Here is a 12,992-nt window from a genome sequence, read left to right as displayed (position 1 = left end):
AATTGATGCCGGTTCCAATCGGCATGTGTGTATAAATCAGCGATCAGGCAGGAAAAATGGCCGATAAAGCGGACAAGATGAAGGCGCGGTTGCCGCGCGGGTTTGTCGATCGGGTGCCGGATGATTTGCGCGCCGCTGAAAAGATGATGGCGACAATCCGTGAAGTTTACGACCTTTATGGCTTCGAGCCGGTGGAAACTCCGCTCGTGGAATATACGGATGCGCTCGGCAAGTTTCTGCCGGATCAGGACCGCCCGAACGAAGGCGTGTTCTCGTTTCAGGACGACGATGAACAATGGCTGTCGCTGCGCTACGATCTGACTGCGCCGCTGGCACGTTACGTCGCTGAAAACTACGAGTCACTGCCAAAACCGTATCGCAGCTATCGCAATGGTTGGGTATTCCGCAATGAGAAGCCGGGACCGGGTCGTTTCCGTCAGTTCATGCAGTTCGACGCTGACACGGTCGGTGCGCCGAATGTCTCGGCCGATGCCGAAATGTGCATGATGATGGCCGATACGATGGAGCGCCTAGGCATCAGTCGTGGCGATTATGTGATCCGCGTCAATAACCGCAAGGTTCTTGACGGTGTGCTGGATGCTATCGGTCTTAAAGGTGAGGGCAATGCCGCCAAGCGCCTCAATGTACTGCGTGCCATCGACAAGCTCGACAAGTTTGGACCTGAAGGCGTTCGCCTTCTGCTCGGTAAGGGCCGTCTTGATGAAAGCGGCGATTTCACCAAGGGCGCTGAACTTACTGATGATGCAATCGAGAAAGTTCTGGCTTTCACTGCGGCGGGCGGGGCGACCGGCGTCGAAACGATCGCCAATCTCCGTGCAGTTGTGGCTGGCAACGCCAAGGGTGAAGAAGGTGTAACCGAACTTGCCGACATGCAGGTGCTGTTCTCGGCGGGTGGCTACGATGGTCGTGTGAAGATTGACCCGTCCGTTGTGCGTGGTCTTGAATATTATACCGGTCCGGTTTTCGAAGCGGAACTGCAATTCGACGTTACCAATGAAGACGGTCAGAAGGTCGTGTTTGGTTCCGTGGGCGGTGGTGGCCGGTATGATGGTCTAGTGTCACGCTTCCGCGGCGAGCCAGTACCGGCGACGGGCATTTCCATTGGTGTTTCGCGCTTGATGACGGCTTTGAAGAACCTCGGCAAACTTGATGTTTCCGATGTTGTCGGCCCGGTAGTGGTTCTGGTTATGGACAGGGATACAGAAAGCCTTGGCCGCTATCAGAAGATGGTCTCCGACCTGCGTCAGGCCGGCATTCGCGCTGAAATGTATGTCGGCGGGTCCGGCATGAAGGCGCAGATGAAATATGCTGATCGTCGTGAAGCGCCTTGTGTCATCATTCAGGGCTCGCAGGAGCGTGAGGCCGGTGAGGTGCAGATTAAGGATCTGGTCGAGGGCAAGCGCCTTTCAGCGGAGATTGAGGACAATGTAACCTGGCGCGAAAGCCGCCCGGCTCAGATCACGGCCAAGGAAAATGGCCTCATCGATGCCGTCCGTGAAATCCTTGCCAGCCAGGCGCGAGATCGCGCAGAACAGTCGAAGTGACGAAAACTATGGCTGGATCGAGCTCGTCTGGTGTTTTCAATTCTCTTCGTGCGACGCTTGGTGCGCGCGAAGCCGAACTTGTCGAAATTCCGCTGATTCAGCCGGCAGATCCATTTTTGGATATGGCGGGCGAGGATTTACGCCGTCGTATTTTTCTCACTGAAAACGAGAACGGCGATAGTTTGTGCTTGCGGCCGGAATTTACCATTCCCGTCTGCCGCAACCACATCGCCCTGAATGCTGCCACGCCGAAGCGCTATGCCTATCTGGGCGAAGTGTTCCGTCAGCATCGTGACGGTGCGGCCGAATTCCTTCAGGCCGGTATCGAAGACTTGGGTGCCTCCGACGAAGCCGCATCGGATGCGCGCTCGATTGCTGATGCGCTTTCCTGTGTTCGTGCGGCTGCTCCTGAAGCAGAGCTTGAGATTGTTCTGGGAGACCAGTCGGTTTTTGCGGGTATGCTGAAGGCGCTGGGGCTGCCACAAGGTTGGCGCAAGAAGCTTCTGCGTTCTTTCGGCGATGCGAATTCCATGGAACAGGTACTTGCTGAACTGACCGGCGCACAACGGCGTGATCCGTTACCGGAAACGCTTGCCGGGCTTGTGGCAGAGGGCGATGAATCCGGACTTGCACGCATGCTGGAAGCAGAAATGCTCGAAGCTGGCATTTCGCCCAGTGCAGGACGTTCGCCGGCCGAGATTGCACGCCGGTTGATAGAGAAGGAAGATCTTGCAGTTACGCGCTTTCCTGCATCCGCGCTTGATCTTCTGAAGCAGTTTCTTGAAACGCGCGTCTCGCTTGATTCCGCAGCCGTTACCTTGCGGGCATTTGCTTCGGAACACGCCCTTGATCTTGCTGCAGTCTTGCAAAAGTTTGAGGCCCGCAGTGAAGCTATTGCGAATGCGGGCATCGCTACAAAAGATATTATCTACGATGCCTCCTTCGGGCGTCCGCTCGATTACTATACCGGTCTCGTTTATGAAATCCGGGCTCCGGGTGTTGAAAAGGAAGGCGTTCTCGCTGGCGGCGGTCGCTATGACCGGCTTCTGACCATGCTTGGCGCTTCGGAAAACATTCCCGGCGTCGGCTTTTCCATCTGGCTCGACCGACTGCAAATGCTGGCGGGAGAGAGAAAATGAGTGTGACTCTGGCATTGCCGTCCAAAGGGCGCTTGAAGGAACAGACGCTCGCAGTGCTAGACAAGGCGGGTTACAAAGTGATCCTGCCGGATGACTCGCGTAATTACCGGGCTCGTGTTGAGGGCGAAACTGATCTCGACATTCTGTTCCTTTCGGCTTCCGAAATAGCCCGTGAACTGGGATACGGCAGTGTTGATCTGGGCGTTACAGGCGAAGATCTTGTTCGCGAAACATTGGCGCATTCGGAAGAACGCGTGGCCATCGAAGCGGAACTGGGGTTCGGTCATGCTGATGTTGTGGTGGCAGTCCCGGAAGTCTGGCGTGATGTGACCAGCATGGCTGACTTGGACGATGTGGCGGCAGATTTCCGCCAGCGTCACGGTCGCCGTCTGCGTATCGCCACCAAGTACTGGCGACTGACACAGCAATTCTTTTCGCAGAAGCATGGCATTCAGGTTTACCGCATCGTTGAAAGCTTGGGGGCTACTGAAGGCGCTCCGGCTGCAGGTTCTGCAGACATGATCGTCGATATTACATCGACGGGTTCAACGCTGCGGGCCAACCGCCTAAAGGTTCTGGAAGACGGCGTTATTCTGCGCTCACAGGCTTGCCTTGTTTCAGCGCGCAGGGCTCGCGAGAATGCACGCGTTACAGAAGTTGCGACCCGTATTCGTAAAGGACTAGGCGGGTAGATAACTTCAAGTTTGTCTTTTATGTTGCGAGTTGCCCTTTCACAATTGGAACTCGGAACAGTTCAGATGAATAGTGTGCGGAAATTGATTGGACGTTGTACCTGCGAAGCAGTCCGTTTCACAGTGACGGATGAATTCGAATATGCCCTGAACTGCCATTGCTCATTATGTCGTCGTGCCACTGGCAGTGCATTCAAGACTTTCGGTGGAATAAAAACCCACGCACTCGAAGAGACGAATAGTAAATCGTCGCTCATGCTTGTCGGCAACGAGATCGATCACGATGTGCGATGCGCTTCTTGTGGTTCTTTTCTATATTCCATCGTTCGCGGGGGCGAATATGTTCACGTCAATTATGGTGTGTTGGCTGAGGAGCCAAAGCTGAAGCCGTCTGCTCATATTTTCGTCAGCTCGAAAGCTCCATGGTATGATATTCTGGATGACTTACCTCAATTCCAGGAGAATCCTCCTTTTTAACTATTGACAGCAGCTGGGAATTAAAAAACCGCGCCATCTATATAGCGCGGTTTCTTTATGTTGTGTTGGTGATGTCTGCTCAGCCGCGCTTGGCGTCAATCGAAAGCGAACCTGCACCATGCAGGGCAAGGATGAAGAGGCCACCCGCAATTGCGAGGTTTTTCTGCGCCATCATGGCGTTCATGCCTTGCGAGAAGTCCATATGGGCAACAAGCGTCGCGCCGATGGTGAACAGACCGACAATGGCTGCCGCGATGCGGGTCTGAAAGCCGACGAGAATTGCGAGGCCGCCGACAAATTCCACCAGACCGACAAGGACAGCCGTAACGGTTGGAACCGGAAGGCCGAGACCAGCGAAGTAACCTGCAGTGCCCGAGATGGCGGTCAGCTTGCCGTAGCCGGCAAGAATGAAGAGGATCGAAAGAAAGATGCGGGCGATGAGCGCTACAGCGCCATTGGACTGTGGAGTGATAGAGGACATGCGAGGCTATCTCCTGTTGAACTGAAGCATCAATTAACGACTGCAGACTGTCAAGGAAAGCCGTCTAATCTTCGACAGTTTGTTTACAGTATGAATACCAATTCACTCTGGTGCAATCATTCTCTCTGCCCGCACCAGCCGCTCATAGTCTTCTGCCGACACCAATCCGCTCGCCAATGCTTCTTCACGTAAGGTCGTTCCATTCTTGTGCGCGGTCTTGGCGATCTTGGCTGCATTGTCATAACCGATCGCCGGAGCCAGCGCGGTCACAAGCATCAGCGAGCGGTCCAGCAGTTCCTTGATACGGTTCAGATTCGGTTCGATTCCCTCCACACAATGATCGGCAAACGACACCATGGCATCACTGAGAATGCGGATCGATTGCAGGACATTATATGCGATTACCGGTTTGAACACGTTAAGCTCGAAGTGACCTTGGCTTGCGGCGACCGTAATTGTGGTCTGGTTACCAAACACCTGTGTTGTGACCATAGTCAAAGCTTCTGCCTGGGTCGGATTGACCTTGCCCGGCATGATGGAGGAGCCGGGTTCGTTTTCCGGCAGTGACAGTTCACCAAGCCCGGACCGCGGACCCGAACCGAGGAAACGAATGTCATTCGCGATCTTGAAAAGGTCTGCCGCCAAAGCATTCAGGCTGCCATGGAAATTGAGGATAGCACCGTGGCTGGCAAGAGCCTCAAATTTGTTGGGCGCCGTCTTGAAAGGGAGGCCGGTAATTTCGCTCACGGCTTCAGCAAAGCCCGTATCGAAATCGATTGGCGCGTTCAGGCCCGTGCCGACTGCAGTCCCGCCTTGTGCGAGCAGAAAGACGTCTGCGAGCGATTGCTCGATGCGATGGCGCGCATATTCCAACGCGGCGCGATACCCGGAGAATTCCTGTCCCAGTGTAACCGGCGTTGCATCCTGCGTATGGGTACGACCGATCTTGATGATATCCTTGAAGGCCTCTTCCTTGGCTTGGAGCGCCTTGGTCAGTTGTTCAACCGCCGGATAAAGCCGATTGACGGCCTCGACTGCCGTGGCAACATGGATTGCCGTTGGGAAGCTATCATTGGACGACTGGCTCATATTCACGTGGTCATTGGGATGGACCGGCTTCTTGGACCCCATTTCACCACCGAGAAGTTCGATAGCCCGGTTTGAAATGACCTCGTTGGCATTCATGTTCGATTGCGTTCCCGAACCAGTCTGCCAGACGACCAGCGGGAATTGCTCGTCGAGCTTACCCTCGATGACTTCGGACGCCGCCACTGCAATTACCTGGCCGAGAACCGGATCGAGTTTGCCAAGCGCAATATTAGTTTCCGCTGCCGCGCGCTTGACGACACCCAGTGCGTGGACCAAGGGAAGCGGCATGCGCTCCCCGCCGATCTTGAAGTTTTGCAACGAGCGTTGCGTCTGAGCGCCCCAGTAGCGGTCTGCAGGAACATCAATCGGTCCGAACGTATCTGTTTCGGTACGCGTAGCGGTCATTTCAGGTCTCCGGGTAATTGGACTCGAAACCGAGCCATCCAAAGCAAATATAGCACCGCCAGGTGCTTGGCGGGCGAATGTTTCTTCGTGAAACTTTTATAACGCAGTCATTTGATAAAACATGACTATAAAAGTCAATTTTTGTTGACCGGGACTTCCACGGTCAAGCGTCGTCCTCTTCGTCACCGTTATCCGTTTCGGAAATCCAGGCGGTCGGTTCGATCTTGCGCTGGGTTTTGCTATCGGTGAACGTCCACCAGCCAGTATCTGTCTCATCCCACTGACCGCCACCGGCCTGTAATTGGGCTAGCGTTCGATACTGCGCAATTGACTCATTACGCTGCTCATCTTCATCGGTCCAGACGACTGTTATCTTACGGCCGTCTTTCGGAGCTGAGGCGATAGAAAGTTCTTTGCGCATATGATCATCCATTCCATTGTGACTGCGGATAATCATAGGGCATACAATGCTAGCGGCAAGCCGGAACTCTAACGTTCCGGCTTGCCGTCTTATTCAGACGGCACGCGCCGACTTAAGTGCCTTGCCCCACCAAACCAACTGATCCAGCATGTTTTTGGCTGCTTCTGCCAGATGAGGGAGGTCGTCCAGCTTATTCTCGCCTTTGACGACGGCGAGATAATCAGGGAAAAGTATATGAACGCCGGTCTTGACTGACATAGAAGACATTTCGACTGCAATCATCCGCAGTTGTTCGACAGCGCGAGCGCCACCGACGCCACCATAGCCGACAAATCCCATTGGCTTCTGAATCCAGTCACCATAGTCGATGGCGTTTTTTAGAACAGCAGTAGGAGCGTGATTGTATTCAGCCGCAGTCAGGATGTAGGCATCGAACTCGCGCAGCTTGTTTTTCCATTTGTCAGCAGTTTCTGCTTGTGCGGTCGTGGTGGAAGTGTCGCCATAGAAGCCCATCGGATAATCGGCGACATCAAGAATTTCCACGTCCAGTTCCGGGCGTTCTGCCACGAGTTTCGCAATCCACTGAGCAGGGACTGGAGCAAAACGCTGTTCACGTGTACTGCCGACGACGACGGCGACTTTGAGCTTAGACATAGATAGCACCTTTATTTAGAGTGGTAACCGTTGGAAACTGACGCTATATAAGTGACTTACCTAGCGCACAAGGAGGCACTTTTATGAAACCCGGTGACTTCAAGGAAACCAGTGCATGCAGGACCGTTGCGGATATTCTGTCTCGCGTGGGCGATAAATGGACGGTGCTTGTGGTGAGCTATCTCGGTAATCATCCAATGCGTTTCAACGAATTGCGTCGAAGCGTAGATGGTATTTCTCAAAAAATGCTGACGACGACGTTACGCAATCTGGAGCGAGATGGTTTCGTCACGCGTACGATCTTTCCGACAATTCCGCCCAAGGTCGAATATGAACTGACTGAAATGGGGAGCGATCTCTTGCGGCCTGTGCGCGCATTGGGTGAGTGGGCGATAGCCAATGAAGCAAAGGTAATGATGGCTCGCGCGCGTTATGACGCCTCGATATCAGGAAAGGCGCAGATTGACGCCGCAGAATAGAAGCTGAACTTTTGGAAGTGCAAGTGGAAAGACAGGCCGAAGCCTGCCTTTCCTGTTGCCTGAGACAGGACTTCCAAAGTGCGGGGGCAAACAGGAAGTCCATCTCTGTGTCATTCGGGATTGACCATGATTGGTGGTTATGAGTCAATCAGAAGTTTCTAAAATAACGACTTAGGTGCGGCAAAGCGCGAGCAGAGTAAATTTTTCATAAATCACAAACGGTTACGCAACGTAAAAAGAAAGGCGGCCCTAGGCCGCCTTTCTCGCATTTTCATCAAAGTAAGCTTTATGGACTTCTTAGAAGTCCATGCCGCCCATGCCGCCCATGCCGCCAGGCATGCCAGCCGGAGCTGCATCCTTCTTCGGCAGTTCAGCAATCATGGCTTCCGTCGTGATCAGAAGGCCGGCAACCGATGCAGCATTCTGCAGAGCGGTACGGACAACCTTAACCGGATCGACAACGCCAGCCTTGATCAGGTCGCCGAATTCACCATTGGCTGTGTTGTAGCCATAGGTTTCAGAGGCATTCTCAAGGATCTTGCCAACGATAACCGAAGCTTCTTCACCGGCATTGGTCGTGATCTGACGAGCTGGAGCCTGCAGAGCGCGACGAACGATGTTGATACCAGCTTCCTGGTCGGCGTTGATGCCCTTGGCGGAAATCTTGGCCGAAGCGCGGAGCAGGGCGGTGCCGCCGCCAGCAACGATGCCTTCTTCAACCGCAGCGCGGGTTGCGTTCAGGGCGTCGTCAACGCGGTCCTTCTTTTCCTTCACTTCAACTTCCGTTGCACCGCCGACGCGGATCACGGCAACGCCACCAGCAAGCTTGGCAAGACGTTCCTGAAGCTTTTCACGGTCGTAGTCCGAAGAAGTTTCTTCGATCTGCTGCTTGATCTGGCTAACGCGTGCATCGATTTCAGCCTTCTGGCCTGCACCGTCAACGATCGTGGTGTTTTCCTTCGAGATCGAAACCTTCTTTGCACGGCCGAGCATGTCGAGCGTAACGGTTTCGAGCTTGATGCCGAGGTCTTCGGAGATAACCTGACCGCCGGTGAGGATCGCGATGTCTTCGAGCATGGCTTTGCGGCGATCGCCGAAGCCAGGAGCCTTGACAGCAGCGATCTTCAGGCCGCCGCGCAGCTTGTTGACGACGAGCGTTGCAAGAGCTTCGCCTTCGACGTCTTCAGCGATGATGACGAGCGGCTTGGAGGTCTGAACGACAGCTTCCAGAACCGGCAGAAGAGCCTGGAGGTTCGAGAGCTTCTTTTCGTGCAGAAGGATGTAAGCGTCTTCGAGGTCAGCAACCATCTTGTCAGGGTTGGTGACGAAGTAAGGCGACAGGTAGCCGCGGTCGAACTGCATGCCTTCAACGACTTCGAGTTCGGTTTCAGCGGTCTTGGCTTCTTCAACCGTGATCACGCCTTCATTGCCGACCTTCTGCATCGCATCAGCAATCATTTTGCCGATTTCGGCTTCGCCGTTAGCGGAGATGGTACCAACCTGAGCAACTTCTTCCGACGTGTTGATCTTCTTGGCCTTGCCGAGAAGTTCAGCAACAACTTCGGTTACTGCGAGGTCGATACCGCGCTTCAGGTCCATCGGGTTCATGCCGGCGGCAACAGCCTTTGCGCCTTCCTGAACGATTGCTTGACCGAGAACGGTAGCCGTCGTCGTGCCGTCACCGGCAGTGTCGTTGGTCTTCGAAGCCACTTCACGCAGCATCTGTGCGCCCATGTTTTCGAACTTGTCTTCCAGTTCGATTTCCTTGGCGACCGATACGCCGTCCTTGGTGATGCGCGGAGCACCGAAAGACTTGTCGATGACAACGTTACGACCCTTCGGGCCGAGCGTTACCTTTACAGCGTCAGCGAGGATATCGACGCCGCGCAGCATCTTTTCGCGCGCAGAGCGACCGAATTTTACGTCTTTTGCAGCCATTTTACTCTCCTGGGAATTGTCCCGGTCAGATTATGGTGAATTGGTTTGTGGTATATGATCGACCCCGTATGTAGGCCATATTAGCCGACGATACCGAGCCGGAGGCGTTAGCCGACAATACCCAAAATGTCGGATTCCTTCATGATCAGCAGGTCTTCGCCGCCGATCTTGACTTCGGTTCCCGACCACTTGCCGAACAGAACCTTGTCGCCAGCCTTGACTTCCAGAGCGATCAGCTTGCCAGCTTCGTCACGGGCGCCTGCGCCAACAGCGACGATTTCGCCTTCCTGCGGCTTTTCCTTGGCGGTGTCAGGGATGATGATGCCGCCAGCGGTCTTGGCTTCCGATTCAACGCGACGAACGACGACGCGGTCATGAAGCGGGCGGAACTTGATATCAGCCATGGTATAACCCTTGGTGTTATAGACGTTGAACCCTGTTAACGGATCGAGCCGATCCGCGCTTGTTAGCACTCATCCTATGAGAGTGCTAACGTGGCTCTGAAATAGAAGCTAGACCTTATCTTGTCAAGATTGCCTGAGAAATTTGACAGACGAATGATGGTTAATTTGCACTATCCTTAACGCGGAGCGGCCACGGGTTGACGATGCCTGGTCCGGCATATGGTGTTGTTGTTAGCAATATCAATCGACCAGACGCAAGTTTGACAATTCGTCGCCGATCTGCCGGAAGGTTTCCGCAAGATTCCCACCGGTGGAGTTCCAGAAAAGTTTTGCAGGTTTGCCGTCTTCCAGGCGAACACGCGAGTTTGAAGAGCAGGATTTAAGCAGGTCGATCTGTGCTTTCTCATCGCTTTTGCTTGCGCTGAGATCGAGTGCAACGGTCATGATGATGACATTTGCAGCCTTTGCGTTGTTACAAAGAGTTTCGAATTTCGCATTCATCGCTTTGCCATAGGCAGCGTTGTCCTGGAATACACCTACGCTCGTCTCCTGAAATAGTCGGGTACGTCCATATTCGGCAGGAACTTCACGTGTATAACCGTAGGCCGAATAGTAGGATTGGTTGCCTGCCCGGTCCGAACCATTGCTTCCGAGTAGGAATTTATAAGTGTAGTAAGTGTTTGCGCCGTCGGTCAGAGCAATCACGACTTTATCGTTTCCACGTTCGCTTTCGGGCCGACCCTCGGTAAAGGGAGCCGCATGAGCAATGGTTCGCCATCCCCACGCTAGCCCCTCAGGTACGTTAGTACCACCGTTCGCTTTCATGGCGCTAATTGCATTCAGAATCGCTGTTTTGCCTTCATCCTTGGAAACATCTGTAAGCAGCGTTAGAGGAGAGGTCGTGCAGCTGTAGTTCGGACCACCGTTCTCATCAGCGCGTGCCGTTTTTCCTTTAAGATAATATTTGGTGATGTCTCGCTGTAGTTTTGTATAATTACTACCGGATAAATTTTCGGTCCACCAGTAGTTCACCCCCCGATCCCGATTGCTATTATAGTATTCAGCGGGTGCAAACATCGGCACAAACATGGTGGCCGGATTACCTAGAACAGGGGCAGAGACATCGAGTCCGTATTTGCCACCTCGGGCCTCAACGCATCCCGACCATTTTAGCCAGGATGTAGCATCCCGCGCCATAATATCATTATAAAGAACGGTGCGGGAAAAAGCCTTTCCGTCATCTATCCCCCAGCCGGAACCGGATTTGTAGAAGCGTTTGCTTCCAACGGGGTTTTCAATAATTTTTCGGTTATTATCGATTGTAATCGGGAGCTCGAAATTTTCGAAGTTGACTTTATTCAGCCCTGCTGTATCCATCCATGACGCATTGAGATATTGCGGGCCGACATTTACCGAGCCAGCGAACGGAACAAGCGAAAACTGTACGGGTTTTTGAACGCGCGTGATGATGGAGGATTGCGCGGCCATGGTTTCTACCAACTGCTTGGCTGCATCCTTGAGTAAATCCATGCGCTTTTTATTAGAGCCACTTCCGTAGTAGTCCATTGAGCCGGAGTTATCGAGGACCAATGCAACTTCAATCGTGTTCTTGAGTCTTACGGCTGACCGAAGCGCATAAGTTTTATTGTCCCAGTCATTTTGTTCTGAACCCAGTAGGCGAGATGCAATGACGCCAAAAAGAGACTTGTATGTGAAGTTGGCGGTTGCTTGTACTTGCTGCTCCGTTTCCCGGCCTTCTGGAAAAGTGACCTGAAACCGAACTGCACTGCCGCTTAACGCTGTGAGGTTTGCGCTGAAGATTTGCGAGCCATAAACCTGCATATCGGACTGTGGGGCGCCAGTGGAAAATCTCTTACCCACAGCGAGTGCCGCAGCATCGAGCGAAGCCTGTACATTGTTGCGCACACGCATGAGATTGGCGGAGTCGACTGCAACCATGCCGGCGAGCAACAGAGACACCAGCACCAAAGCCATTATCATCGCAAAATTACCGCGCTCGTCTTTGGCAAAGCGCAGGCTCATCGGTTGGGTCAAATGACGAAAACTACGCAGCGCAAGCCTGCGGGTTTGAGTGATCCAGTTTTTCAACGTAGCCCCCGCCGACGGTTGTGTCTGAGACACATGAAATGAAAGGTTGTATCCGCTCCTACCAGCATCTTTCTAACAGTCAGTCACGAAGCACGGTAAATGATCGGTGAAATCACCTATGAGATAATTGGACGCGCTTTGCCGGTCGGATATCCGGGCCAAAGACCGTGACAGATGTGATTGGCTGCGTTAGATGGAGCGCTGGCTGCCTTTTCGGCAGTCTTATAGACACCCTATAGCGGTTCTCGCCTTACCGATGGATTATCAAGAGGAAATCATGAAGCAGCTCGAACGCCTCGACGATCTGACCGACCAGTACGATGTGCTCTTCTGTGATGTATGGGGCGTGGTGCATAACGGCGAAGCCGCGTATCCGGCTGCAATCGAGGCTCTAAAGCGTGCGCGCGCCAAGGGCGTTACGGTCATTCTGGTGACGAATTCTCCAAGACCTCATCCAGATGTCGAAAAGCAGATGCTGGGTCTTGGTGTTCCCGCGGATGCCTATGATCGTGTGGTCACGTCCGGCGATGTAACCCGTGATCTGATCGCCGAAGGTCCGCGCAAGGTGTTTCACATCGGCTGTGAGCGCGAGTTGACCATCTATGACGGTCTCGTTGTTGAATTGGTTGAAGAATTCGAAGCTTCGGGGGTCGTCTGCACCGGACTTTATGATGATGAAAGTGAAACACCGGACGATTACAAGGAATTGCTGGTCCGGCTGCGTTCGCGCAATCTTCCGTTCATCTGTGCCAATCCGGACATTATGGTTGAGCGCGGTACGCGGCTGATCTGGTGCGCAGGTGCCCTTGCACGCGAATATGGCCAGCTCGGCGGACGCACTCTTATAGCTGGAAAGCCGCATCGCCCGATTTACGAGGCAGCACTGCGGTTCGCTGAAGAGATTCGGGGCGGAAAAGTCGAGAAGAGCCGAATTCTCGGTATCGGTGACGGGGTTCTGACTGACGTGAAGGGCGCCACCGACTTCGATTTGGATGTGCTCTACATTTCCGGTGGAGTTCATGCAGCGGACTATACAACCGATGGCACGGTTGACATTGCCCGAATGGAAGCGTTTCTCCAGAAGCATGGCAATCGTCCGGTTGCTACGCTTAATGCTCTTGTTTGAGGACGAGCAATCT

At 53.6% G+C, this 12,992-nt stretch carries 13 protein-coding genes; 6 read left to right on the top strand and 7 right to left on the bottom strand.

The window, feature by feature from the left end; genetic code table 11:
• Positions 1 to 56: 56 nt before the first annotated feature.
• The 4 genes from hisS (at position 57) to AAE521_RS18995 (ending at position 3,873) form a co-directional block, all read left to right on the top strand.
• Entirely contained in the window at positions 57 to 1,565 is a 1,509-nt protein-coding gene (gene hisS, locus AAE521_RS19010; RefSeq protein ID WP_071630511.1) for a histidine--tRNA ligase, read from the top strand.
• 8 nt (positions 1,566 to 1,573) lie between these two features.
• Entirely contained in the window at positions 1,574 to 2,704 is a 1,131-nt protein-coding gene (locus tag AAE521_RS19005; protein ID WP_071630512.1) for an ATP phosphoribosyltransferase regulatory subunit, read from the top strand.
• Positions 2,701 to 3,396, top strand: coding sequence for an ATP phosphoribosyltransferase (gene hisG, locus AAE521_RS19000; protein WP_011982740.1), 696 nt, complete (start codon positions 2,701 to 2,703; stop codon positions 3,394 to 3,396). The genes AAE521_RS19005 and hisG overlap by 4 nt, the downstream gene beginning before the upstream one ends.
• A gap of 123 nt (positions 3,397 to 3,519) precedes the next feature.
• Positions 3,520 to 3,873 (top strand): GFA family protein, encoded by a 354-nt coding sequence (locus tag AAE521_RS18995; protein WP_342062151.1) that lies wholly within the window; start codon positions 3,520 to 3,522, stop codon positions 3,871 to 3,873.
• 79 nt (positions 3,874 to 3,952) lie between these two features.
• On the opposite strand, the gene AAE521_RS18990 is transcribed toward AAE521_RS18995, so the two are convergent.
• The 4 genes from AAE521_RS18990 to AAE521_RS18975 form a co-directional block, all read right to left on the bottom strand.
• A complete protein-coding gene (locus AAE521_RS18990) occupies positions 3,953 to 4,354 on the bottom strand; it encodes a DoxX family protein (RefSeq protein ID WP_071630514.1) in 402 nt (133 codons plus the stop codon).
• Between the two features lie 102 nt (positions 4,355 to 4,456).
• Complete coding sequence (fumC, locus tag AAE521_RS18985; RefSeq protein ID WP_342062150.1) at positions 4,457 to 5,848, bottom strand: class II fumarate hydratase; 1,392 nt, start codon at positions 5,846 to 5,848, stop codon at positions 4,457 to 4,459.
• 163 nt (positions 5,849 to 6,011) lie between these two features.
• Positions 6,012 to 6,269: a hypothetical protein gene (locus AAE521_RS18980; protein ID WP_342062149.1), complete on the bottom strand. Its 258-nt coding sequence runs from the start codon at positions 6,267 to 6,269 to the stop codon at positions 6,012 to 6,014.
• Between the two features lie 93 nt (positions 6,270 to 6,362).
• Entirely contained in the window at positions 6,363 to 6,923 is a 561-nt protein-coding gene (locus tag AAE521_RS18975) for an NADPH-dependent FMN reductase (protein WP_071630517.1), read from the bottom strand.
• An 83-nt stretch (positions 6,924 to 7,006) separates the two neighbouring features.
• On the opposite strand from AAE521_RS18975, the gene AAE521_RS18970 reads away from it, so the two are divergent.
• Positions 7,007 to 7,402, top strand: a complete 396-nt coding sequence (locus AAE521_RS18970; RefSeq protein WP_010660990.1) for a winged helix-turn-helix transcriptional regulator — start codon at positions 7,007 to 7,009, stop codon at positions 7,400 to 7,402.
• Positions 7,403 to 7,699: 297 nt separating this feature from the next.
• Here AAE521_RS18970 and groL read toward each other — a convergent pair whose 3' ends face one another.
• From groL to AAE521_RS18955, 3 genes are all read right to left on the bottom strand, one after another.
• Entirely contained in the window at positions 7,700 to 9,340 is a 1,641-nt protein-coding gene (gene groL / locus AAE521_RS18965) for a chaperonin GroEL (protein ID WP_071630518.1), read from the bottom strand.
• Between the two features lie 107 nt (positions 9,341 to 9,447).
• Entirely contained in the window at positions 9,448 to 9,744 is a 297-nt protein-coding gene (groES, locus tag AAE521_RS18960) for a co-chaperone GroES (RefSeq protein ID WP_006472506.1), read from the bottom strand.
• A gap of 240 nt (positions 9,745 to 9,984) precedes the next feature.
• On the bottom strand, positions 9,985 to 11,853 hold the full coding sequence (locus AAE521_RS18955) for a pilus assembly protein TadG-related protein (protein WP_342062148.1): 1,869 nt from the start codon (positions 11,851 to 11,853) through the stop codon (positions 9,985 to 9,987).
• A gap of 277 nt (positions 11,854 to 12,130) precedes the next feature.
• On the opposite strand from AAE521_RS18955, the gene AAE521_RS18950 reads away from it, so the two are divergent.
• Positions 12,131 to 12,979 (top strand): TIGR01459 family HAD-type hydrolase, encoded by an 849-nt coding sequence (locus tag AAE521_RS18950; RefSeq protein WP_342062147.1) that lies wholly within the window; start codon positions 12,131 to 12,133, stop codon positions 12,977 to 12,979.
• Positions 12,980 to 12,992 lie beyond the last annotated feature (13 nt).

It is taken from the genome of Brucella cytisi, assembly GCF_038433355.1.
In the GTDB taxonomy this organism is placed as follows: Bacteria; Pseudomonadota; Alphaproteobacteria; order Rhizobiales; family Rhizobiaceae; genus Brucella; species Brucella cytisi.
The sequence above is the reverse complement of the archived record's forward strand: the minus strand, read 5'-3'. Positions and strand labels throughout refer to the sequence as shown.